This window comes from Brevibacterium sp. RIT 803 (genome assembly GCF_016892625.1).
Lineage (GTDB): Bacteria > Actinomycetota > Actinomycetes > Actinomycetales > Brevibacteriaceae > Brevibacterium.
On record NZ_JAFEMW010000003.1, the window covers coordinates 407,947 to 428,990 of the forward strand.

The window sequence follows — 21,044 nt, forward strand, 5'->3', positions numbered from 1 at the left end:
CATCATTGAGCCTCGCCGTGGAGCAGTTCACCGCCGATGACGGTCGCCGAGGCAGTGATCGTAGAGATCTCAGGAGAGTCAACGGAAAGGATGTCCTGGCTCAGGGAGACGAAGTCGGCGAGCTGTCCGACCTGCAGAGCCCCGACCTCGTTCTCCCGATCGACGGCATAGGCGGATCCATAGGTGTAGGCCCGAAGCGCCTCGGCAATCGTCACCTTCTCGCTGGGTGCGAAGTCCGCTCCCGAGGAGGTCTTCCGGTTGACGAGGTCGTGCATGGACGCGAAGGGGTTCGCATCGGAGACCGGTGAATCGGTCGAACCCGGCACGACGATTCCGGCATCGAGCAGGGACCTCATGCGATAGGTGCCCTGGGAGCGTTCGGCACCGATGGCGGAGAGGATCCCATCGCCGAATTCGGAGATGAAGACGCCCTGCGGGACGGGAATGACACCCAGATCGGCGGCGCGTTCGACCTGCTTATCGGTGGCGATCGCAAAGTGCTCGATGCGGTGTCTGACCGTCCTCGGTGAGTCCGCGACCGCGGCGGCGATTCCGTCGAGAGCATGGTCGATCGCCCGGTCACCGATGGCATGAGTGGCCACAGTCCAACCGGCCCGGTGGTAGGCCGGGATGATCGTCAGCAGCTCTTCGGGTTCGACGACCATGAGTCCTCGGTTCGCGTTCTCCCCGCAGTAGCATTCGTGTACGGCAGCGGACCGGCCGATGAGTGACCCGTCGGAGACGATCTTGACCGGGCCGAATTTCAGTCGTTCGTCGCCGAAGCCGGTACGAATACCCAGGTCGAGTGTCTTCATGCCATCGGCATTGAGCTCGAGTTCGTGAAGGACCTGGTGGAAGGGCATGACCGTCATGCGCGGTCGCAGCACGTTCTCGGCAATGGCCTTCTGGTAGATGTTGAGGACCGGGGAATTGATGCCTGTCGCTCCACCGACAAGGATCCCGGGCTCGGTGAGACTGGTCAGTCCGTACTCGAGCGACTGTTGGGAAGCCAGGCGCAGGGCATTGAGCGATTCCGCCTCGGTGACCTTTGCCGCTTCGAATTGGATCGGCTCACCGGCGGTCTCCTGCAGCAGACCTTCGGCCCGTCCCTCACCGTCGCGAACGACCCGTCCGCCGGGGATGTCCGCGTAGTTCCGTCGCTCCGTGGCGCCGACGCGTTCGAACGCCGCTGTGTTCGCGACGATCATGTGATGCGAGACATGTTCGATGATCGCCGGGCGCCCACCGGTGACCTTGTCCAGACCCTCGGCAGTGGGATGTCCGCCGAGGCGGTTCTGATCGTAGCCGCTACCCCGCACCCAGGCGCCGGCGGGCAGTGACTGCGCCCGCTTCGCCAATGCCGCATAGAGATCGTCGAGGTTCCTGACGGCTGGGTAGCGCAGGTCGACGTTGGCGAGCTGCTCACCTGTGCCCATCGTATGGTGGTGGGCATCATGGAGACCAGGGATGACACGTGCGTCACCGAAGCTGAACTCCTCCCTCGCGCTCAGACCGTCCACCTCGTCGATGGCGATGATTCGACCGTTGTGGACGGCGACGATCTTTGCTTCTGGCCGTTGAGGATCACCAGTCCAAAAACGTCCGTGCCAGATGCTGTCGATCTTCATTCCTGCCTGCTTTCTTCGCTTGACGCACTAATGGCGCAGATTTCGAGTGAGTCAGACCGATGAGGTCTGTGCAGTCGTCGACTGCTGCCGGGACTTCGTTCGATACAGCCCGATGACCCCGACAATTGAGAGCACGACCTGGATGATGTAGAAGGCCATCACCGACCAAGGACTGTTTCCGGTCGAGTTGAGAAGCCATTGCGCGACGATCGGCGTGGACCCACCGAAGATCGTCGCGCAGAGCTGATAGGCCAGAGAGACTCCCGTATAGCGAATCCGTGCCGGGAAGGCATCGGATAGGGCGGTGGCAAGCATCGCATAGTACGCGGTCGCGCCGATCGTGTTGATGACAAGAGTGATCGCCAGGAAAAGTTCGTTCTTCGACTGGATCGCCATGAAGAACGGCGGGGTGACGATCAGGGTGAGGACGAGACCCCAGATGAGAATCGCCTGAATCCCATACTTCTCCGACAGTTTCGCGGCCACGGGTTGCCAGAGGAACTGAACGACTGCAGCGAGCAGGATGAGATTGAGGATGACCGTGCGATCCATGCCGAGGATCCCAGTCGTCCACGACAGCATGAACGTGTTGTTGAAGTACGCCGAGGCGATTCCCACGATCGAGGCGAGGACGCCGAAGAATATGAAGAGTCCGGCAACGCTGAAGGCCTCGACCACGGGAACCTTCGGGGTCTCACCGGCAGCCTTCACCTCGGTGAACTCCTGAGATTCTTCGACCCGAGACCGGATCAGGAGGGCCACGATGACGAGAACTGCGGAGAACAGGAACGGGACTCGCCATCCCCAGGTCATGAACTGGTCGTCGGGAAGCAGGCCGACGAGCATAAACGCAGCCGTCGAGAGGATCGATCCTGCGGGTGAGCCCTGCTGCACCCAGGCTCCGGCGAGTCCTCGTTTGTCCGAGCTCGAGTTCTCGGTCGCCAGGACGACCGCGCCTCCCCACTCACCGCCCACCGCGAGTCCCTGGACGGCGCGGAGGACAACGAGGAGGATGGGCGCGGCGAGTCCGATCTGCCCGTAGGTGGGCAGGAGGCCGATGCAGGTCGTGGCGATGCCCATCATGAGCAAGGTGACGATGAGAGTGTTCTTGCGCCCGATTCGGTCACCGAAGTGGCTGAAGATCAGACCGCCGATGGGGCGAGCGAGGAACCCGACCCAGAAGGTGGCGAAGGAGGCGAGCAGCCCGGATCCCAGCGCCATGTCAGGGTAGAACACGGTGCTGAAGACGAGAGCGGCGGCAGTGCCGAAGGCAAAGAAGTCATACCATTCGATGGCGGTGCCGACGAAGGCGCCGGTGATCGACCGTTTCTGACGCTGCTTGGCACTCTGGGCAGTCTGAGCTGTCGCTGACATGGGTGGTGTCTCCGTTGACGAATGGCTGAGTGAACATGCGAATGGTTGAGTCAATGCACGTTGGACAGCCCCACTCTAGGGTCAACCCTTCCATACACTCCAATACTAATTACTGAGGAGTGTGATAACTTCCGTGCATGGATATTGCTGCATGCGAGAGTTTCCTCGCGGTCTTCGACACCGGCACCGCCACCGCAGCCGCGACCGCGCGTTTCGTTTCTCAACCGGCGCTCTCCCGCCAGATCCACGCCCTGGAACAGCGATGTCGAACGGTGTTGTTCACACGGTCGAAGACCGGAATGAAACCCACCCATGCGGCGCGCCAACTCGAGCCGGTCTTCCGGCGACTCATCGAGGAGGTGCGAACAGCCGAGTCGGCGATCTCGACCTTCAGCCAGGAGCGGGTTCCCCTCTCAATCGCGTGCCCGACGATGGTCGCCGAAGGTGTGATCCTTCCCTTTGTCGCCGATTCGAGAACCGAGGTGGCGAATATCGTCGAACGTCCCACAAACACGATCTTCGACGCTCTGGCTCGGCGCGAGGCCGATCTCGCTCTTGCCCCAGCAGTCCCGCCCCCGGAATTCACGTCTAGAATGATCTACCGGATCCCCTTCACTGTCCAGGTCCCAGAGTCCTCGCAGCTGGCCGAGCGTGATTCGCTCGATATCCGCGAACTCGACTCTCTGCCGGTGATCGTGCCGGACAAGTCCAATGGAACACGAATCAGCCTCGACCGACAGCTGTCGCGAGCACACGTCAACTACCGTCCACCGCAGGATGTCTCACGTGCTCACATTGGCCAGGCTATGGTCAAAGCCGGGAAAGGGGTCGTCATCACGGTCGATCCGCCCAAATACGGTCTTGTCGCACTCACGCTCGCCGACGGCGATTCCCCGCTGTCGATGGAAGAGTGGGCCGCTTGGCCGTCTGAACATTATGCGGAAGACTCCATCAACCATTTCATCGATTCGCTCCTTGACTGGATGCAGACCAGGCCGCTGTTCGACAACTTGGACTTCTCACCTTCTGCCCGGGCCGAGCCGGATCGTGAGGAATCGGACGCGGGAGACCAGCGCCCGGAGGTCAAGATACCGTTGCAAGCACCGATGCCTGCAGAAGGAAGAGTGACCCAATGACCAACGACTACCGCCGCATCGCCCCCATGGCCGCGAACTACCCTGCCTCGAATATCCGCAAGATGTTCAATCTGGCACTGGACCACCCCGATGCCGTGAAGCTGACGGTCGGCGAGCCCGACTTCAATACTCCCGACCACATCAAGGCCGCCGGCATCCGTGGAATCGAGCACAATCAGACTCGGTACGTGGCCAACGCCGGGATCCCACCGCTGCGCACAGCGATCGCGGCGAAGTACGCGGGCCGGTGGAATCGCGAAGTGACCGCCGACAACGTCATGGTCTCCTTCGGTGCGATGGAGGCGCTGACCTTCGCCCTCGACGTCACCGTCTCCCCCGGTGAGGAGGTAATCATCCCCGATCCCAGCTTTCCGAACTACGTGGGACAGATCCACCGCCTCGGCGGAGTTGCGGTGCCGGTGCCGGTTCGTGAGGATGCGGGGTTCAAGCTTCGCGCGGAGGATATCCGTGGCGCGATCAGCGATAAGACCGCGGCGATCATCATCAACAGCCCGTCGAATCCCCTGGGGTCGGTCATGGACCGGGCCGAATTGGAGACCATCGCCGATCTGGCCGAGGAGTTCGGCTTCACGGTCATCTCCGACGAGGTCTATGACCAGATCACCTTCGACGATGCCCAGTTCACCTCCATCGCCGAGGTGCGACCTGGCTTCGATCGGTTCCTCGTCGTCAACAGCTTCTCGAAGACCTATGCAATGACCGGGTGGCGCTGCGGTTTCGTCATCGGGTCGGTCGATCTCATCGCACCGATGGCCTTTCTCCAGGAGGGAATCACCTCGAGCCTGCCCGGATTCGTGCAGGAGGCGGCTCTCGCTGCGATCGAAGGTCCACAGTCCGACGTCGACATGATGGTGCACACCTATGCGCGGCGCCGCGACCTCATCACCGAACGCATTGCGGCCATCGACGGGATCAGCATGCTCCGCCCCGAGGCCACTTTCTACGCTTTCGCCAACATCAAGGACTGGGGACTCACCTCGTGGGAGGCGGCGACCGCACTGCTCGAGAACCATGGGCTGGCGACCATTCCCGGTTCGGCGTTCGGCATCCAAGGCGAGGGCTACCTGCGGCTGACGTTCTCCGTGTCTCCGGAGACCATCAATGAGGCGTGCGATCGGATTGCCGACTTCGCCGCAACGCGGTGAGCACAACGCCTCTGTGGAATACACCGAGGCTCATCTGCCTTTACACCATTGAGACCAGAGGACGCACCCAAATATTCGAGAGGCAGATATGTCGACAATCACCATCATCGGCGGCCACGGAAAAATAGCGCTCCTTGTGGCACCGCTGCTCAGCAAGGCCGGCCACACGGTTCGTTCGGTCATCCGCAAGGAGGAGCAGTCCTCCGATATCGAGGCAGCGAACGCGACGCCGATCGTCGCCGATGTCGAACAGCTCGACGTTGACGCCATCGCCGAGGTGCTGGCTGGCAGTGACGCGGTCGTCTGGTCCGCGGGCGCCGGCGGAAGCGGTGAGGACCGCACCTGGGCGATGGATCGCGACACTGCCATCCGCGTGATGGATGCCGCCCAGAAATCGGGCATCCGCCGATTCGTGATGGTGTCTTACTTCAATTCCCACCTCGTCGACGGCGAGTTTCCCGGCGTTGAGAAGGGCGATGGAATGTACGCCTACTACAACGCGAAGTCGCAGGCAGACGAGCATCTGCGCACGAAGACCGATCTCGACTGGACGGTCCTCGGCCCTTCGGTCCTGAACCTGGACCCCGCGACACTGACGATCACCGTGGACAGCTCCGGGGAGACCCGCGATCTGGAAGTGCCATCGACGTCACGTGACAACGTCGCTCATGTCATCGCTGCGACCCTCGGTGAGCCCGCTGCTATCGGCAAGACGCTGAATTTCCACGACGGTGACACTCCAATCGCCGAGGCGGTCGCCCAGGGGGTCTGAGACCTAATCGTTCCCCGGTCATCTGCCGCATCAGCGCAGCGACAGGGCATGCGGTGTGACCACTTCCGATCGACCCCCTCCTCCATTGCCGCCATCCCCACGTATTGCCGCGATCCCCACGTTTTGGCACGCCCAGTACCAACAGGCGGGAATCCTTGCTTGTTTTTTAAAGTAATTACATTCGATCTATTGCAATGACATAGGTCGGTGATTAGGGTCACAGTATGGCCGCAGCGAAGCACCTGGAGATCCGCGAGAGCATCGAATCCGACATCCATCGCGGAATTTATAAAGTCGGTCAGAAGCTTCCCACCGAACGCGAGATCATGGAGCGCTTCGGCGTCAGTAGAAACCCGGTGCAGAAAGCAATGAGCGCGCTCGTCGAAGCTGGGTTGGTGACCAGACGCCGGGGTGCAGGCACGGTCGTCGCCTCCGCGGGACTGAGGAGCAATCTGCTCCGAATGATGGACCCAACACTCACAAGCCCGGAAGTGGACGGCGATCATCGCGTCCTGAATGTGCAGGTCTCTTCTGCCGAGTCCTTCGATCTGAGCCGGTCCGTGTTCGATCACGGACAACCCACAGCCTTATTGACTCGTTTGAAGTTGAGCAACGATGGGCGTCCTCTGGCCCTCGAGAGATGCGTCATCGATTTGGTGCACGCTCCCGAACTGCTCTCACAGAATCTTGAGGCGCTGACGACCATCGCCTATTACAACTCATTGGGTTTGCGGGTGCGCCGCGCCAACACCGTACTCACAGCTGTCCACCTGAACACGGCTGATGCCGGGTCCTTGGACATTTCGATGAAGGAACCAGTGATTCGGCAGGAGCGAACGACGCACCTGAATGATGAGTCCGTCATCGAAGTTGCCGAATTCCTCATCCATCCACACAACATGACACTGGAGGTCAGCCAAATTGACAATAGTTGAGAAGCAGAAGATCGCCGTCATCGGAGCCGGCATCATCGGCACGATGTCGGCATGGCAACTGACCAAACGCGGATTCGATGTCACCGTGTTCGAACAATGGAACTCTCCCAATGACCGCGGAGCCTCCGCCGGTGAGTCCCGCATTTTCCGGACCATCTACAAAGAGGGACCTCAATACGTTCCGATCCTGAAGAAGTCGCACGACTTGTGGCAGGAGTTGGAACACAACCAGTCCTCGCAGGTCTTGCAGATGTGCGGCGGGCTGATGATCGGCCACCCCGATCAGGCAGATGTGGCCGCCGTGATCTCATGCGCGCAGTCAGCCGATCTCGACCATCGGGTCCTCGATGCCACCGACATGTCAGCAGAGTTCCCTCAGTACCGACTCGACGACGATGAGGTCGGGGTCTTCGATCCGGCCTCCGGGGTCTTTCGTCCAGAGGCCGCCGTCCTGTCCGCCCGCAAGGAAGCCGAACGCCTCGGCGCCATTTTCCATCCTTATACTCGCGCGCTCAACATTCGCAGCCACAGCACCGCTGTCATGATCGACACCCAGAACGGGGCCCAAGCCTTCGACAAGGTCGTGGTGTCGACAGGACCATGGGCAAATGAGCTGACGGGCTTTGACCATAAGGTCCTCACACCTCAACGCTTGGTCGCACTCTGGTTCCCGGCCAGGGACGTTCCGCTGCACACTCCCGAGCACATGCCGGTCTCCATCCGACGCCACGCCGAAGGCGGATTCTCCTGCTTCCCGGCCCTCGACGGATTGTCCGTGAAGATCTTGCCCCATCACCTGGCCTGGACGGAACTCGACACCGTCGAAGACCTGCCCCGGTTCATCGAACCCGATTTCGTCAGGGCCGCAGAACACGCTGTGGCCCGTCTGATGCCCGGGCTCGAACCGATCCCGATCCGTGTCTCGACGTGGACCGAAGGCTTCACTGTCGATGAGACACCGATCCTCGGCCCGATCGATGCCGATCCCCGCATCATCCTTGCCGTCGGCATGTCCGGCCAGGGATTCAAGTTCTCTCCCATGATGGGATCCATCGTCACCGACATGGTGGAATCGGGCACATCGGCCGACACTCTCGCGGCCATGGATGCGAACCGATTCGAGGGGAGCCGATCATGAACCTGGGCACTACCCTCCTCATCTCTCTCACTGCTGCCCTTGTCATCGGCATCGGCGCGTTCATCTCCTTCAGCGTCGCGAAGAAGGCGAAGTCCAATGACTCCTGGGTCGTCGGGGGCCGGAATCTCCCGCTCTACGTCATCGCTTTCACGCAATATGCCACGGCAGTCGGTGGCGGTGTTCTCGTCGCCCACGTTGGAATCGCCTACGCTTGGGGCTTCTCCGTCTTCTGGTACGAATTGTTCGTCGTCGTGGGCATGCTCATCATCTCGCTGTTCGCAGGATGGCTGCGCCGTCGTACCTTCTCGACCATCCCCGAGGTCTTCACCAGGCTCTACGGGGAACATCGGCTCATGCTCACCCTCGTCGCGCTCGCCGTGATTGTGGTCCCTTTCGGCTGGCTGACCACCCAGTTCATCGCGTTCGCGAATCTCTTCAACGCGGTGACCGGCATCGGCATAACACCGCTGATCATCATCATGGCCATCGTCAGCATCGCTTTCGTTCTTCCAGGCGGACTGACCTCGGTGGCCTGGTCGGACTTCTTCTTCGGCGTGTTCATGGTCATCGCATCAATCGTGGTCGGCGGTTATGCCATTGTCCGGGCTGGCGGCCCCTCCACCATCATGGAGAATCTTCCGGAGGATCTCATCACGATGCCTACGGGGCTGACCGCGGCCGGTGGAATGACAATTCTTCTCTGGCTGTTCGCAATCCTGCCCGGAACCCTGACGAATCAGCTCTACTACCAGCGAATCTTCGCCGCGAGCAGTGTGAAGCAGGCACGCCAGGGAATCTATCTCAGCAGCGCCCTCATCGCCGTCTCCGGCATCTACGCACTGGTCATCGGACTGTCAGTGCGCAGCATGACCGACCAGTTCGGCATCGACGGAAGAGAAGGGGCCGCCGGCTGGTTCCTGTCCGAGCTTCCGCTCTGGTTGATCGCGATCTATGGAGCCTTCTTGATGGCGACCATCGTGTCGACCACCGGCTCGGCACTCCATTCAGTCGTCGTTAACCTCGTCAACGATCTCCGACCTGCATTTGTGAAAACGAAGGACACGGCGTCCGACCTCGTCAAAGTCTCGCGGTGGTCGACAGTCATCGTATCCGCATTGGCCGCCGTTCTCTCCATCGTTTATCCGTCCGCGCTGAATTGGCTGGTCGCCACCTATGCATATTCGGCCGCCATGCTTGCGGTTCCGTTCCTCTTTGGAATGGTGCTGGCGAACAAATGGGTCATCCACGTGTCCGTCGGGTATTTCTCGATGCTCGCCGGGCTCCTAGCCTGCGCGATCTCGCAGATCGCCTCCACTACTATTCCGTACGCCGTCTTCGGCATCCTAGGAAGCCTCGTCGCCTACCTCGTCATGCTTGCCATCAGGAAACCACAACGTCGAGCCATCAATGTTCAAGGAGTCACCTCATGAAAACACTCGTCATCGGTGCAGGAGTCCTGGGGCTCGTCACTGCATGGAACCTGCAGAAGGACGGTCACGATGTGACCATCGTCGACAAGGTCGGAAAATACGCGGGAGCCAGTCATCGATCATTTGCCTGGATCAATGCGAATCACAAGCTCCCAGAGTCCTATCACCGCCTCAACGCCGCAGGCGTCGAGGCTCACGAGCGACTCCAGGAGGAGTTGGCAGAACATGGTAGGTGGTTCCACCAGCTCGGATGCATTCTGTCCGATTCCACGCAGGACGCGAGCGAGAACTACGCGGCCCGAGCTCAGGAATCACAGGAGTTCGGGTACCCGGTCGAATCAGTCGATCGGGCCCAGCTGGGTGAGTTGGAGCCCGAAATCAAATGGCCCAACGACACCGCACTGTTCTTCCCCAAAGACGGGCATCTGGACAACTTCACATTCGGTGATCTGGTGCACCGCCTGCTCACCGAGTCCGGCGTGGACGTCCTCATCCGCGAAGTTGGGAGCATCAACACGACCCCCTCGTCCGCAGACGTCGCATTCGTCGATGGAAGCACCGAATCGTTCGATCAAGTGGTCATAGCCGCGGGTGCGGAGTCCGGGTCCATCGCGCAGCGCTCGGGCATGACCCTGCCGGTCGCTCCGTTGGACTCCCCCGGGCCGCGCACCCACAGTCTCCTCGGAATCACCACCCCCACCGAGGTGGAGCTCGGTCGCGTCGTCATCTCCGACCGCATCAATGTTCGGCCCCGAAGCGACGGCAGCATGTTCGTCCAGATTCCTTCGGTCGAGCACCGGACTGAAGAGAGCGAGAGCCCAGAGCTGCTGGAAGAGATCCGAGTGGTGATGGAAACGTCACTGAATGAGCTCTTCGGAACCCCTGTCCCCGTGGAAGAAGTGATATTCAGCGGTCGCAGCTTCCCAGAGGATGGACTGAGCATCGTCGGCTACCTCGATGACTCTCGCCGGGTCTATTCGCTGGTCACTCACAGCGGCATGACCTTGGGCCCACTGCTGGGGCGGCTGGTCGCCAATGAGCTCAACGGCGGGCAGGAAGAGCTGCTCGATGAGTTCCGCCCGTCCCGGTTCCGCAACGGGGTCGTTCCGGAGACGCCTGATAACTTCATCGGCCGACAGTAGGAGGCTGCCAGTTGAGCCCGACGCGAGTCTGGCGCCGCCCGGATCAGGGCAGCGCCAGACTGTTTTCCCACCGGCAGCTTCTTCGTAGAAGCCAAGAGAACAGTCACGAAGCTGCGAACCGGTCCAGCGCGAACGGTCTGAGCTCTCGTGGCTTCTCACCAGTGGTCAGCCACTGAGCGACGAGGGTGCCCACAGCCGGGGAGATTGCGAAACCGTGGCCGCTCCACCCGGTGCTGAAATGGATTCCAGGATGGCCAGGGACCTCATCGATAATCGGGACTCCATCGACGCAGAGTGAATCTGCTCGTGAGGCATCGGTCATCACAATCTCTGCGTCGACGAATTCTTCGAACAGCTCGGCAGCATCGGCGACAGACATCTGGGCGGTGATCTCACGGGGATGACCTTCATCCGCGGAGTAGTCCCAATCACCGGTACGACCTCCAGAGAGCATCACCTGACCGTCTCCGATCGTCTTTGCCGCGAACGGCAGCGAATGGTGGGACAGCAGGTGGGAGAAGGTAAATCCGGACCGGGTCCGCACCGGCGTCATCTGAGGATTGAAGCGAGTGATCGGCAGATCGAGCCCGAATGATTCTCGCAACAGCGTGCGAGAATAGCTGTTCGCGGTGACCAATACCTGCGCGCTTTGATGGACGTTTCCGCCACTAGTGGTCACTGTATAGCCGTCACCGTCAGCGGCGATGGCGACGACTTCTTCATTCTCACGAACGTCTGCCCCGAGCCGCGCGGCGGCAGCTGCATAGCCGCGGGTCACCTCGGTGTGATCGCCTACCCCATCCTTAGGACTGTAGATGGCCCCGGCTACGGAAGAGGCGGCTCCCGGCTCAAGTTCGTCTAAACCTTCCCGGTCGAGGAGCTCCGTGGGGATTCCAAACGAGGACTGGACCGCGATCCGGGTTTCGATCTGCTCGCGCACACTTTGGTCACTCAGGTCTTCGTCGCTCAACAACTCGAGTCCGCCGAGACGCTGGTAGCCGGGTTCGATCGAGAGCTCAGCATTGAGATCCGGCCATAGGTCATAGGCCAGGGCCATGAGTGGAAGTTCACGAATATCTCTGTTGTTTGCGCGAACACCGCGGTATCCGACTCCACCTGAAGCTCCAGAAGCGACCTGGTTTCGTTCGAGGAGGAGTACCCGCTTGCCTAGTTTGGATAGATAGTAGGTGGCGGCACTGCCGTGGACACCGGCACCGATGACAATGTGGTCTAATTCCATATTCGTTTCTCTTTCTTTGAGGGTGAATTGGTGAGGAGCTGCGACTATGTCCCGCTGCCGCGGAGAACAGCGGACGACCGCTGGGATCAGTGGATACGTGAGATGAACTGCCGGGTGCGTGCTTCGACAGGGTTCTCAAGCACAGATGTCGGATCGCCGGTCTCCACGATCTTCCCGTCGGCCATGAACACAACGACATCGGCGACCTCTCGTGCGAAGCCGAGTTCATGGGTGACCACCAGCATCGTCATTCCTGATGCAGCGAGTTTCTTCATGACGACAAGAACGTCATCGACCAGCTCGGGGTCCAGCGCCGAGGTGGGCTCATCAAAGAGCATGACTTGTGGATCCAGCGCCAATGCTCGGGCGATTGCCACTCTCTGCTGTTGGCCCCCGGACAGCGACGACGGATAGGCGTCGCCTTTCTCCCCCAACCCGACACGGGCCAGGAGGTCACCAGCGATAGTCGTGGCCTCGGTGCGCGAGCGCTTGAGGACGTGAGTCTGGGAGAAGGTCACGTTCTCTCTCACCGTCATATGCGGAAAGAGGTTGAACTGCTGGAAGACCATTCCCACCGCACGCCTCTGCTTCGCAGCCGCATACTCGGATAGCTTATGCAGTCCGTCCTTCTCACGCCGGTAGCCGATGTATTGTCCCGCCGTTTTGATTGAGCCGGAATCGATGGGCTCAAGATGGTTCACACAGTTGAGCAGTGTGCTCTTGCCCGATCCGGAGGGTCCGATGATGCACACAACCTGTCCCTTTTCGACCTGGAGTGAGACATCCTTGAGCACTTCGTTTGATCCGAACGACTTCGATACCCGGCTGATGTCAACGAGGGGAGCGTGGGCATTCCTGCTCGATCCGACGTCATCCACGGTTGTAGTGTTTTTCAATGTAATGCTGTCCAATCGAGAGTAATGAAACAATGACCAGGTACCACAGGGTTGCGACTATGAGCAGTGGAATGGTCTCGAAGTTTCGCGAGTAGATGAGTTGGGCCGAGTACAGGAGATCTGCCAGCGCGATCGTTGACACCAATGCTGTGTTCTTCACCATCGAAATCAGCTCATTGCCGACCGGTGGAATGATCACGCGCATGGCCTGCGGGAAGATGATCCTGAAGAATGAGAGCATCGGGGTCATGCCCTGTGCCTTGGCCGCACGCCGCTGACCATCAGACACTGAGTTGATTCCGGCTCGCATGACCTCGCCGGTGTAGGCCGCCTGGCTGAGACCGAATCCCAAGATCGCTGCGCTCCACGGTGTGATGATGTCGTTGGTGTTCCAAGCGAAGAGCTCCGGGCCGAAGGGAATGCCGACGACGATCGAGCGATACAGCGCCGCGAAGTTGAACCAGAAGATCAGCTGTACGAGCTGTGGAATGCTGCGGAAGAACCAGGTATAGAGCCAACTCACCGACTGCAGGACTACGTTGTCGGACAGCCTCATCACTGCCAGAACGACACCGAGGATGATGCCGATGGACATAGCCACCGCGGTCAACAGCACCGTCCTCCCCAGTCCTTCCAAGATCTGAATGTTGAAGAAGTACTGTGCGACGACGGGCCATCCGAAGTTCTCGTTGCCGAATACGGAGACGGCCGCAAACATCGCGATCAGAACGAGGAGTCCCGCGAACATCCACGAGAGTCGAGTCTTTCGGCGATGGATCGCCAGTGGTTCTGGGAGTGCCTTCTGTGGAGTCTGAACTGCAGTCATGGGCGCCTACTGGTCCTTTACCTTGGGATTGACGACAGCCTCATCGATGATGCTGTCTGGGATTCCCCACTTGTTCATGATCTTTTCGTAGGTTCCGTCCTCGATCAGGGCGTTCACAGCGTCAGCGTAGGACTGGGAGAATTCGGAGTCCTTCGACAGCGCCCCACCCAATGGATACGGCTGAAGATGGTGGCCCACGATGTCGGCTTTGCCCTTGCTGACCTTGACGAAGTAGTTCATCGACGTCGAACCGCTCCAGCTGACGTCGGCGCGGCCGCTGAGCATGGCAAGATTGGCCTTCGTCCCATCGTCGTAGACCTGGATTGCAATGGGCTCTTTGCCTTCGGTGGTGCACTTCTTCGTCTGTGCCTCGGCGAATTCCTGTTGGCGGGAGCCGCGTGTGATGCCGATTGCCATTCCGCAGAGTGCGCTGATGTCCGGGACCACGGTGTCGGAGTCGCTGGGTGCAGCGAAGGCCTGATTGCCCAGCCCTGTCGCCACCTGATCGATCTTCTTCATCCGTTCGTTCGTGATGCCGATCTGACCGAAGGCAATGTCGTAGCGCTGAGCTTGCAGCCCGGGGATGATCGAATCGAAGCTGATCTCGGAGAATTCCGGGTTCAGGTCGAGCTTGTCCGTCGCAGCTTTGGCCACATCGACCTCCCATCCCACCAGGTTGCCGAATTCATCTTGAAATACGTCGGGTGCGCTTCCCACTGCAACGGCGATGTTCAGTTTCCCCTTGTCCTCGATCGAATCAGGGAGGTCACGGACGAGCTCTTTGTCTGCACTGACGTCAAAGGTCTGTTTCGGCACCGGATTGTCTTCCACGCCGATGCCACAGGAACTGAGCAGAATACCGGAGAGGACAATGATCGATCCCACCGAAAGCTGACGCTTGAGGGTAATCGACGGTAGTTTCAAGGTACCTCCTCGGCTGGTGGGCACCGTTGCTCACCGGGTAATGTAGTAGAACATACATCAAGAACGGCGCGTGTATCAATGGTTACATCGGAATCCTTTTCGACCCGAGTCACCCGGCTCGCCGGAGCGCTGACGCCAAATCAGCTCAAGGCAGCCCGATATTTTCGGCAGAACGCCACTATGACGCTTACTTCCTCGACGAGTCTCATAGCGAGCAAGGTCGGGGTCAGCACCGCCTCGGTGATTCGAACGGCCCAGTCTTTGGGATATGCAGGTTTTCCCGAGCTCAAGCAGGCCCTCGCCGACGAGCTCAGCGACACCGGCACGGAACCTCGCAAGCTCATCGGGCGCCGGGTGAGCGCTCGCCAAGCGGGACGCAACAGTCTGATGTCGGTGATTGAGGATTCGATCACCACCCTGGATGAAGCGACCACGACGATCGACCGGACCGTCTGGGATGAGGCGGTGGGAGCGCTGGCAGGGGCGTCCGAAACCTTCACCTACGGTGTCGAGGAAGCAGGACATCTCGCCGAGATCTTCGCTCATCACATGCGAACATTCGGCTTCAAGGCTCAGGCCAACCGGCACACGGGCCGCTCTTTGGCACCGTTCGTGACTTCTCTTGGAGCCAACGACTGTATTGTGCTCTTCGCGCCGCTGCGTGTCTTCCCGGAGATCAAGGAGATCTTCGCCTATGCGAAGGACCGCAGCATTCGAACGATCCTTGTCACGGAGATCGTCGACACCTCGTTCGCAAACGACGATTCGCTCGTGCTGGCAACACCGAGCACCGTTCTCACCGACACGGAGAACATCATGGCACCGCTGGTCGTTGCGTATTCGCTTGCCCACGATGTCGCCAACCGCAGTTCCTCAAGCTCGATGGATGCCTACAACGAGATGGTCGAACGACGCGAACGTCTCTGAACACCTACCCCGGCAGCAGCTCCCGCAGATCCTCCCCCGCCGCGATCCTCGCCAACAGCGCCGGCTCTCCACGATCGGAGGCCAACGCCGCCTGCAGCACCTCACTGCCTGGCCCTGCAGGCGGAAGAATCAGGACACCCTGACGATCGCCGAGCACCAGATCGCCCGGCTTCACCGTGACGCCGTCGATGTCGACCTCACAATCGAGGGCGTCATCGCCGAGGCTGCCAGTGCGTTTCGTCGTCCGTGCGATCAACCCTGTGGCGAAGACCGGAAGCTTGTCCTGCACGATCCGCAGCACCTCGGAGTCGGTGGCGGGGCCGTCGACGACGATGCCTGCGGCACCCTTCGCGATCGCTGCAGCCGCAGTGACCGCCCCGACCGGGGCGTGGATACCACTCGCGACCCGGATGACGAGGACGTCACCTGGGTTCAGTCCGTGCAGTGCCCGATTGACGGCGAGCGCATCGGGTTCGCGCAGATCCAGAGTTCGAGCCCTGCCGACCATCTGCGGTCCTTCGTTGATCGGGACCATGCGCGGAGAGCAGAAACCGTCCTCGAGGAAGTGACCGAGCGTCGGCAGCTCGACCTCCCGGAGTGCCTCGATCACTTCAGCGGGGATCGCAGCGCTCATGCAGCCCCACCCTTGGCTTCGGGCAAGTCTCCCAGGACCGCCACGCATTCGACCTCGAGGGAGATGTCCCAGATCGAGACGCACACGGTGGTCCGCGCCGGCTTCGCCTCACTGAAGAATTCGGCATAGACACGGTTGAACGGCTCCCGCTGTTCGGGTGCGGTCAGGTAGGCGTTGACCTTGACGACCCGGTCAATCCCGCTGCCCGCCTCGTCGAGAACCGATCGCAGGTTGGCCAGACACGTTCTCACTTGGTCTTCGAACGCCTCTGGGGTGACACCGTCGGCGCCGAAGGGCACCTGCCCGGTGGTGAAGACGAACCCGTTGGCGACCACGGCCTGTGAGTACGGACCGATGCTCGGGGCCAGCCCCGGCGCGGTCTCGATGTGACGGATCATCGGTTCTCCACCTCCACCTCGGCGGACGTGGCGCTGTCGACTCTCGCCTCAGCGGTATCCGCCTGGTCGATGCTCTGCAGACGGTTTTCGGTGAGCAGGTACAGGGCGATGAGGGACAGGACCGCGGAGCCGGCGATGTACCAGGCCATCGAGTCGGACTTGCCGGTGACGTCGAGCAGCCACACGGTGATCGCGGGGGTGATGGCCGAGCCCAGCAGGCCCGAGAGCATGTACGACACGGACAGCCCGGAGTAGCGGATCTTCGCGCCGAAGAGCTCGGCGAGGAAGGTCGCGATCGGACCGTAGTTCGCGCAGAATGCGATCATCATCAGCCCGTAGGCGAGGAAGACTGCGGCGGCGTTTCCGGTGTTGATGAGCCAGAAGAACGGAAAGGCGAGGATCACTTCGCCGGCGATTCCTGCGGCGATGATCGGGCGGCGTCCGACCGTGTCGGAGAGGCGGCCGAAGACCGGGATGAAGATGAGTCCGACGATGCAGGCGACGAGGACGACCCAGAGCATGAAGTTGCTCGACAGCCCCTTCTCCTGGGTGCCGTAGTTGACGCCGGAGGCGACCATGAGCGTGAAGGTCGACCCGGTCGACAGGGTGGCGATGCCGCCCAAGATGACGGGCTTCCAGTAGTGGCGCATGAGGTGAGCGAAGGGCAGTTTGGCCTTCGCCCCCTGTTCGCGGACCTGCTGGAAGCTCGGGGTCTCTTCGATGTTGAGGCGGATGTAGATGCCGACGGCGACAAGCAGCACGGAGGCGATGAACGGAACCCTCCAGCCCCAGGAGATGAGCGCTTCCTCGGACACGAGACCGGTGACGATGAGGAAGGCGAGGTTGGCCAGCAGCGTACCCACGGGGACTCCCACCTGGACCATCGACCCGTACCAGCCTCGACGCTCCTCGGGTGCGTGTTCGACGGTCATGAGAACCGCTCCGCCCCATTCGCCACCGAGTGCCAGCCCTTGGATGATGCGCAGGGTGAGCAGGATGAACGGTGCGGCGATGCCGATCGTGTTGAAGTCGGGGACCAAGCCGATGGCCAGGGTCGCACCACCCATGACGAGGAGGGAGACGAGCAGCATCGACTTGCGTCCGAGGCGGTCGCCGAAGTGTCCGAACAGGACCGCTCCCACCGTGCGCGCCAGGTAGGCGGCGGCGAAGGTGAGGAACGCGAGGATCGTACCCAAAGCCGGTGAAAGCTCGGGGAAGAACACCTGGTTGAACACCAGCGCCGAGGCGGTGCCGAAGAGGAACAGGTCGTACCATTCCACGGTGGTGCCGATGACGCTGGCGGTCGCGATCTTGCGCATCTTCGCGCGATCGAGGCGAGCGCTGGCGGCTGTTTCGGTGCCCGAGTTGTCGACGGATCCGTCGTCGGTGCGAGTGGGCGAACTCATGGTGGTGCCTCCCGGAGTGCAGATGAACAGAGTTGAAAGTGACTGTCATCACTCTTCCCTGTGCGCACTTCGGCGACAATGAAATTTCACACCGAGGTGGGACTCAGAATTGTGTATTTGCACATTTGCGCTGTTGGGCGGTCCTTGTGCCACCAGCTACCCGAACCTGCACGACCACTCCACCTGCGCCGCGCTTTTGCAGGTTCGGGTAGCCGATGGCGACCGGTGGCTCACCCCGCCGAGGCGAGCGCTGCGTTCCAGCTTCCGTAGAACTTCCGCACCGCCGCGGCCGAGGGCACTTCACCCTTGTGTTCGGCGGCGTATTCGCCGTAGGCCTTGTAGGTGGCACCGAGATCACGGTCGTCGCAGTCAGCGACGAACGTGGCAATTGCCTGATCGTAGGCAGCCTCATCAAAGCGCAGCTGACCCTTTGCGCGACCGACCGAGCTCCTCGCCAGCCCCGCGGCCTTGAGCGCCTCGTTCCAGGAACCGAAGCGCTGGACGGCGGTCTGACTCGTCGGCGGCCACACGCTCGCGCCCTTGCTCGAGACCACGCCAAGCTGGCCGAGGACGGCAGTGCGCTGCCTCTCGTATTTCACTGCGGTCAGCGGCACCGGGCTGGCAGAGCTGCGCACGCTGGCGATGGATCCGGCCACCTCGGCGAGGGCATCGTCCACGCCTCGCCCGCTCAACGTCTGATTACGCAGGGCAGCTTCCACCTCGGTGAGGATCTCGCTGTCCTCGGGACTCAGCGCAGATGACGTGGCCGAGCGAAGGCCCGCGTCGATCGCGGCAAGGTGAAGCAGCGCCCCGATGAGTGCGGGGGCGGCGGTGTGGGACCTATCGGCGGCGGAATCATTCATCGACTTCATCTTACGTGGGATGCACCGATTCCACGGTCGATGGCGAAACTCAGCGCGAACAGCAGTCCGCAGACAGTGACGGCCATGAGCAGTGAGGCGAGCGCGGAGTCGACGATGAGGAAGTAACCGCCGCCCAGGAGCACCATCGAGGCACCGGCCGAGACCAAACGTCCGGTCAGCGTGCCGCCGATGTCGCTGCCATCGAGGATGACGTCGATGAGCCGGGAGATGACGAACCAGGCGAGGAAGACGCCGAGGGTGGCCAGCAGCGACTCGGAGAAGGCCAGGCGCATCGGCACTTCGAGTGCCCAGCCAAGCAGCGTGGCAGAGAACGGCATGACGAACGGGAGTCCGGTGGCTACGAGGATCAGGGCCGAATAGGTGAGGGCCTTCCTGTGTCGGTATGCGGTGGTCATGACTCTTCCTTTCTTGTTCAACCGGTGATGAGGCCGAGTGCTCCGATGGCGATGAGCGTGGTCAGGGTCGTCCAAGCGACGATGGCGATCCCTTGCCACAGCAGGATCCAGGAGGTTTTGACGCCTGCGCTGACCAGGATCGTCGAGGTGATCTGGGTGGGGATGGCCAGGGGGCCGAGCAGGCTCGCACCCGGGACTCCGAAGCGGTTGAGGAAGCGTTTGAACTTGATGCGACCCTTCGATTCGGGCTTCTTTTCGACAGGTGGCTGGTCGAGGAACCTCGCTTCGCCCTCCGCCGTTGTGCTCGAATCGGCAATTGCGCTTTCGTCGGCAATGACTGTTCCGGGCCCTCCGACACCAACGGGAACGCTCTCCGGTGTTCGGCTCCGGCGAGTAACCACGGCCCTGCGTGCCCGGGCACCGAGCAACACGATGACGGTGACGCAGACGAAGTTGCCGATGGCCCCGGCGAGGCCCGCGACGATCGGGTTGAGTCCGGCCCACACGCCGATGACGGCAGAGACCTCCCCTTCGACGAAGGGCACTGCGCCGGCGAGCGCGATGATCAGCGGCTGCAAGAGGTCAGGGACGTGGGAGGCGAGGTCTTGGAAGAAGGTGATGGCGGTGTTCATGATGTCCTCTGGAAGTAGTCCGATTGATTACTACCAGTGGAAACTGTGTTCTCAGAACAGGGTCAAGTCCGGAGGACTGAACTCAGGAAATCCTCAGCCGGATTCCTCGGCTATGCGGGCTTTGATGAAGGCGGCAAAACGCTCACGGTGCTCTTCCGCCACGTCCAAGGTCGGGTACACCTGGAGGAAGGCTCGTTGCATGACGTCGATCTGGGCCTCGTTGTAGAGCTCGGTGATCGATCCGATGATGGCCGATTGCCCCATGGCGACGTCTCCGCGCATCCCGTGGTGCGGGGCGAGCAGCCAGGGGTTGGTCTCCAGATGCTCCTTCATACTTGGCGCAATCGCTTCGGCCAGCCTCGCGCGAGTGGCGTCATCGGCATCCTCGGCGAGGTCATCGACTTCTCGGTCATAGGGAGTCGTCGCGGTCATGATCGTCTTCATCTCAGCCATCGTCGCCTCATCGTAGAGACGCGAGTAGAGGGACATCAGGCTGCGATCGGGGCTGGACATCGTGGCCGCAATGTCGATGAATTCTGAGGCGGTGTCGATTGGGGCGCCGTGTTGCAGCAGCTTCGCGATCTGTTCACGAGCCTTCTCCAACTCGGCGATGTTCTCCCCGAGTTCGACGTCGAGCCGCTTGAGCGCGAGCTGCTGCGCTTCGTGGTCGTCTTCAACGGAGCTGATGTCGGCCAGGGGGATTCCGAGTTCGCGCAGTCGTCGGATCTGCAGGAGCCTGAGCACATGTGAGGGCCCGTACTGTTTGTACCCGTTGCTCATCCGCTCGGGGTCCGCGAGCAGATCGAGCTTGTGATAGTGCCGAATCGTGTTGACCGTCGTTCCGGTCAGCTCCGCCAACTCACTGGTGCTCCACCCCACTAGCCGTTCCCCTCGCCGCCGCGTCGTCGGTGCCTCATCATTGCCTGACTGAGTCCAGTGTATTGGCCTCTTCCTCGAGTCGGCATGTTTAGACTGAACCATGACTGAGTTCAATATCGGCGATACCGTCCAGGTCACCTCCGGAGCAATGGCACACAGTGTCGGCACCGTCGTCTACCTCTATGAGAAGACCGGAAAGTACCTCGTGCGGACTGGCGCCGGGGCACAGGACTACTACGGCCCGGACGAGATCGAACTGTTCAATCCCTGACGCACGCACCG

22 protein-coding genes are annotated in these 21,044 nt (G+C 61.1%); 9 read left to right on the forward strand and 13 right to left on the reverse strand.

What is annotated here, in order from left to right; all coding sequences use genetic code 11:
• Positions 1 to 2 precede the first annotated feature (2 nt).
• Both JTF07_RS12185 and JTF07_RS12190 read right to left on the reverse strand, forming a co-directional pair.
• The gene (locus tag JTF07_RS12185; protein ID WP_204234527.1) at positions 3 to 1,628 is read right to left on the reverse strand and encodes an amidohydrolase; all 1,626 of its coding nucleotides are present in this window, start codon (positions 1,626 to 1,628) and stop codon (positions 3 to 5) included.
• Positions 1,629 to 1,679: 51 nt separating this feature from the next.
• Positions 1,680 to 3,002, reverse strand: coding sequence for an MFS transporter (locus tag JTF07_RS12190; protein ID WP_204234528.1), 1,323 nt, complete (start codon positions 3,000 to 3,002; stop codon positions 1,680 to 1,682).
• 137 nt (positions 3,003 to 3,139) lie between these two features.
• Between JTF07_RS12190 and JTF07_RS12195 the strand changes: the two genes are divergently transcribed.
• From JTF07_RS12195 to JTF07_RS12225, 7 genes are all read left to right on the forward strand, one after another.
• A complete protein-coding gene (locus JTF07_RS12195) occupies positions 3,140 to 4,138 on the forward strand; it encodes a LysR family transcriptional regulator (RefSeq protein ID WP_204234529.1) in 999 nt (332 codons plus the stop codon).
• The gene (locus JTF07_RS12200; protein ID WP_204234530.1) at positions 4,135 to 5,304 is read left to right on the forward strand and encodes a pyridoxal phosphate-dependent aminotransferase; all 1,170 of its coding nucleotides are present in this window, start codon (positions 4,135 to 4,137) and stop codon (positions 5,302 to 5,304) included. The genes JTF07_RS12195 and JTF07_RS12200 overlap by 4 nt, the downstream gene beginning before the upstream one ends.
• An 88-nt stretch (positions 5,305 to 5,392) precedes the next feature.
• The gene (locus tag JTF07_RS12205; protein WP_204234531.1) at positions 5,393 to 6,076 is read left to right on the forward strand and encodes an SDR family oxidoreductase; all 684 of its coding nucleotides are present in this window, start codon (positions 5,393 to 5,395) and stop codon (positions 6,074 to 6,076) included.
• A gap of 224 nt (positions 6,077 to 6,300) precedes the next feature.
• A complete protein-coding gene (locus tag JTF07_RS12210; protein WP_204234532.1) occupies positions 6,301 to 7,011 on the forward strand; it encodes a GntR family transcriptional regulator in 711 nt (236 codons plus the stop codon).
• Entirely contained in the window at positions 6,998 to 8,149 is a 1,152-nt protein-coding gene (solA, locus tag JTF07_RS12215) for an N-methyl-L-tryptophan oxidase (protein ID WP_252199762.1), read from the forward strand. Before JTF07_RS12210 ends, solA begins: the two co-directional genes overlap by 14 nt.
• Positions 8,146 to 9,579 carry a sodium:solute symporter family protein gene (locus JTF07_RS12220; protein WP_204234533.1) on the forward strand — a complete coding sequence of 478 codons (1,434 nt, stop codon included), beginning with the start codon at positions 8,146 to 8,148 and terminating at the stop codon, positions 9,577 to 9,579. Before solA ends, JTF07_RS12220 begins: the two co-directional genes overlap by 4 nt.
• On the forward strand, positions 9,576 to 10,721 hold the full coding sequence (locus JTF07_RS12225; protein ID WP_204234534.1) for an NAD(P)/FAD-dependent oxidoreductase: 1,146 nt from the start codon (positions 9,576 to 9,578) through the stop codon (positions 10,719 to 10,721). Before JTF07_RS12220 ends, JTF07_RS12225 begins: the two co-directional genes overlap by 4 nt.
• Before the next feature lie 103 nt (positions 10,722 to 10,824).
• On the opposite strand, the gene JTF07_RS12230 is transcribed toward JTF07_RS12225, so the two are convergent.
• The 4 genes from JTF07_RS12230 to JTF07_RS12245 all read right to left on the reverse strand — a co-directional run bounded on the left by JTF07_RS12230 (position 10,825) and on the right by JTF07_RS12245 (position 14,607).
• Positions 10,825 to 11,961 (reverse strand): NAD(P)/FAD-dependent oxidoreductase, encoded by a 1,137-nt coding sequence (locus JTF07_RS12230; RefSeq protein WP_204234535.1) that lies wholly within the window; start codon positions 11,959 to 11,961, stop codon positions 10,825 to 10,827.
• Positions 11,962 to 12,047: 86 nt separating this feature from the next.
• Positions 12,048 to 12,839 (reverse strand): amino acid ABC transporter ATP-binding protein, encoded by a 792-nt coding sequence (locus JTF07_RS12235; RefSeq protein WP_204234536.1) that lies wholly within the window; start codon positions 12,837 to 12,839, stop codon positions 12,048 to 12,050.
• The gene (locus tag JTF07_RS12240; RefSeq protein WP_204234537.1) at positions 12,832 to 13,683 is read right to left on the reverse strand and encodes an amino acid ABC transporter permease; all 852 of its coding nucleotides are present in this window, start codon (positions 13,681 to 13,683) and stop codon (positions 12,832 to 12,834) included. Before JTF07_RS12240 ends, JTF07_RS12235 begins: the two co-directional genes overlap by 8 nt.
• 6 nt (positions 13,684 to 13,689) lie before the next feature.
• The gene (locus tag JTF07_RS12245) at positions 13,690 to 14,607 is read right to left on the reverse strand and encodes an ABC transporter substrate-binding protein (RefSeq protein ID WP_204234538.1); all 918 of its coding nucleotides are present in this window, start codon (positions 14,605 to 14,607) and stop codon (positions 13,690 to 13,692) included.
• Between the two features lie 78 nt (positions 14,608 to 14,685).
• Between JTF07_RS12245 and JTF07_RS12250 the strand changes: the two genes are divergently transcribed.
• Positions 14,686 to 15,534, forward strand: a complete 849-nt coding sequence (locus JTF07_RS12250; RefSeq protein ID WP_204234539.1) for a MurR/RpiR family transcriptional regulator — start codon at positions 14,686 to 14,688, stop codon at positions 15,532 to 15,534.
• Positions 15,535 to 15,538: 4 nt separating this feature from the next.
• On the opposite strand, the gene JTF07_RS12255 is transcribed toward JTF07_RS12250, so the two are convergent.
• From JTF07_RS12255 to JTF07_RS12285, 7 genes are all read right to left on the reverse strand, one after another.
• Entirely contained in the window at positions 15,539 to 16,168 is a 630-nt protein-coding gene (locus JTF07_RS12255) for an RraA family protein (protein ID WP_213018807.1), read from the reverse strand.
• The gene (locus tag JTF07_RS12260; protein WP_204234540.1) at positions 16,165 to 16,566 is read right to left on the reverse strand and encodes a RidA family protein; all 402 of its coding nucleotides are present in this window, start codon (positions 16,564 to 16,566) and stop codon (positions 16,165 to 16,167) included. Before JTF07_RS12260 ends, JTF07_RS12255 begins: the two co-directional genes overlap by 4 nt.
• The gene (locus JTF07_RS12265; protein WP_252199764.1) at positions 16,563 to 17,972 is read right to left on the reverse strand and encodes an MFS transporter; all 1,410 of its coding nucleotides are present in this window, start codon (positions 17,970 to 17,972) and stop codon (positions 16,563 to 16,565) included. Before JTF07_RS12265 ends, JTF07_RS12260 begins: the two co-directional genes overlap by 4 nt.
• 230 nt (positions 17,973 to 18,202) lie before the next feature.
• Positions 18,203 to 18,835 carry a homing endonuclease associated repeat-containing protein gene (locus JTF07_RS12270; RefSeq protein ID WP_252199765.1) on the reverse strand — a complete coding sequence of 211 codons (633 nt, stop codon included), beginning with the start codon at positions 18,833 to 18,835 and terminating at the stop codon, positions 18,203 to 18,205.
• Positions 18,836 to 18,840: 5 nt separating this feature from the next.
• Positions 18,841 to 19,251 carry a hypothetical protein gene (locus JTF07_RS12275; protein ID WP_127362643.1) on the reverse strand — a complete coding sequence of 137 codons (411 nt, stop codon included), beginning with the start codon at positions 19,249 to 19,251 and terminating at the stop codon, positions 18,841 to 18,843.
• A 17-nt stretch (positions 19,252 to 19,268) separates the two neighbouring features.
• Positions 19,269 to 19,883, reverse strand: coding sequence for a small multidrug efflux protein (locus JTF07_RS12280; protein ID WP_204234542.1), 615 nt, complete (start codon positions 19,881 to 19,883; stop codon positions 19,269 to 19,271).
• 93 nt (positions 19,884 to 19,976) lie between these two features.
• The gene (locus tag JTF07_RS12285; protein WP_204234543.1) at positions 19,977 to 20,741 is read right to left on the reverse strand and encodes a MerR family transcriptional regulator; all 765 of its coding nucleotides are present in this window, start codon (positions 20,739 to 20,741) and stop codon (positions 19,977 to 19,979) included.
• A gap of 121 nt (positions 20,742 to 20,862) precedes the next feature.
• Between JTF07_RS12285 and JTF07_RS12290 the strand changes: the two genes are divergently transcribed.
• Positions 20,863 to 21,033 (forward strand): KOW domain-containing RNA-binding protein, encoded by a 171-nt coding sequence (locus JTF07_RS12290; protein WP_167854093.1) that lies wholly within the window; start codon positions 20,863 to 20,865, stop codon positions 21,031 to 21,033.
• Positions 21,034 to 21,044 lie beyond the last annotated feature (11 nt).

What these genes read in the sequence shown, in the direction of transcription:
- JTF07_RS12290 (WP_167854093.1), top strand. Translation starts at nt 20,863, where the DNA reads ATGACTGAGTTCAATATCGGCGATACCGTCCAGGTCACCTCCGGAGCA.
- JTF07_RS12225 (WP_204234534.1), top strand. Translation starts at nt 9,576, where the DNA reads ATGAAAACACTCGTCATCGGTGCAGGAGTCCTGGGGCTCGTCACTGCA.
- JTF07_RS12275 (WP_127362643.1), bottom strand. Translation starts at nt 19,251, where the DNA reads ATGACCACCGCATACCGACACAGGAAGGCCCTCACCTATTCGGCCCTG.
- JTF07_RS12265 (WP_252199764.1), bottom strand. Translation starts at nt 17,972, where the DNA reads ATGAGTTCGCCCACTCGCACCGACGACGGATCCGTCGACAACTCGGGC.
- JTF07_RS12190 (WP_204234528.1), bottom strand. Translation starts at nt 3,002, where the DNA reads ATGTCAGCGACAGCTCAGACTGCCCAGAGTGCCAAGCAGCGTCAGAAA.
- JTF07_RS12270 (WP_252199765.1), bottom strand. Translation starts at nt 18,835, where the DNA reads ATGAATGATTCCGCCGCCGATAGGTCCCACACCGCCGCCCCCGCACTC.
- JTF07_RS12195 (WP_204234529.1), top strand. Translation starts at nt 3,140, where the DNA reads ATGGATATTGCTGCATGCGAGAGTTTCCTCGCGGTCTTCGACACCGGC.
- JTF07_RS12240 (WP_204234537.1), bottom strand. Translation starts at nt 13,683, where the DNA reads ATGACTGCAGTTCAGACTCCACAGAAGGCACTCCCAGAACCACTGGCG.
- JTF07_RS12210 (WP_204234532.1), top strand. Translation starts at nt 6,301, where the DNA reads ATGGCCGCAGCGAAGCACCTGGAGATCCGCGAGAGCATCGAATCCGAC.
- JTF07_RS12185 (WP_204234527.1), bottom strand. Translation starts at nt 1,628, where the DNA reads ATGAAGATCGACAGCATCTGGCACGGACGTTTTTGGACTGGTGATCCT.
- JTF07_RS12255 (WP_213018807.1), bottom strand. Translation starts at nt 16,168, where the DNA reads ATGAGCGCTGCGATCCCCGCTGAAGTGATCGAGGCACTCCGGGAGGTC.
- JTF07_RS12280 (WP_204234542.1), bottom strand. Translation starts at nt 19,883, where the DNA reads ATGAACACCGCCATCACCTTCTTCCAAGACCTCGCCTCCCACGTCCCT.
- JTF07_RS12250 (WP_204234539.1), top strand. Translation starts at nt 14,686, where the DNA reads ATGGTTACATCGGAATCCTTTTCGACCCGAGTCACCCGGCTCGCCGGA.
- JTF07_RS12200 (WP_204234530.1), top strand. Translation starts at nt 4,135, where the DNA reads ATGACCAACGACTACCGCCGCATCGCCCCCATGGCCGCGAACTACCCT.
- JTF07_RS12205 (WP_204234531.1), top strand. Translation starts at nt 5,393, where the DNA reads ATGTCGACAATCACCATCATCGGCGGCCACGGAAAAATAGCGCTCCTT.
- JTF07_RS12220 (WP_204234533.1), top strand. Translation starts at nt 8,146, where the DNA reads ATGAACCTGGGCACTACCCTCCTCATCTCTCTCACTGCTGCCCTTGTC.
- JTF07_RS12260 (WP_204234540.1), bottom strand. Translation starts at nt 16,566, where the DNA reads ATGATCCGTCACATCGAGACCGCGCCGGGGCTGGCCCCGAGCATCGGT.
- JTF07_RS12230 (WP_204234535.1), bottom strand. Translation starts at nt 11,961, where the DNA reads ATGGAATTAGACCACATTGTCATCGGTGCCGGTGTCCACGGCAGTGCC.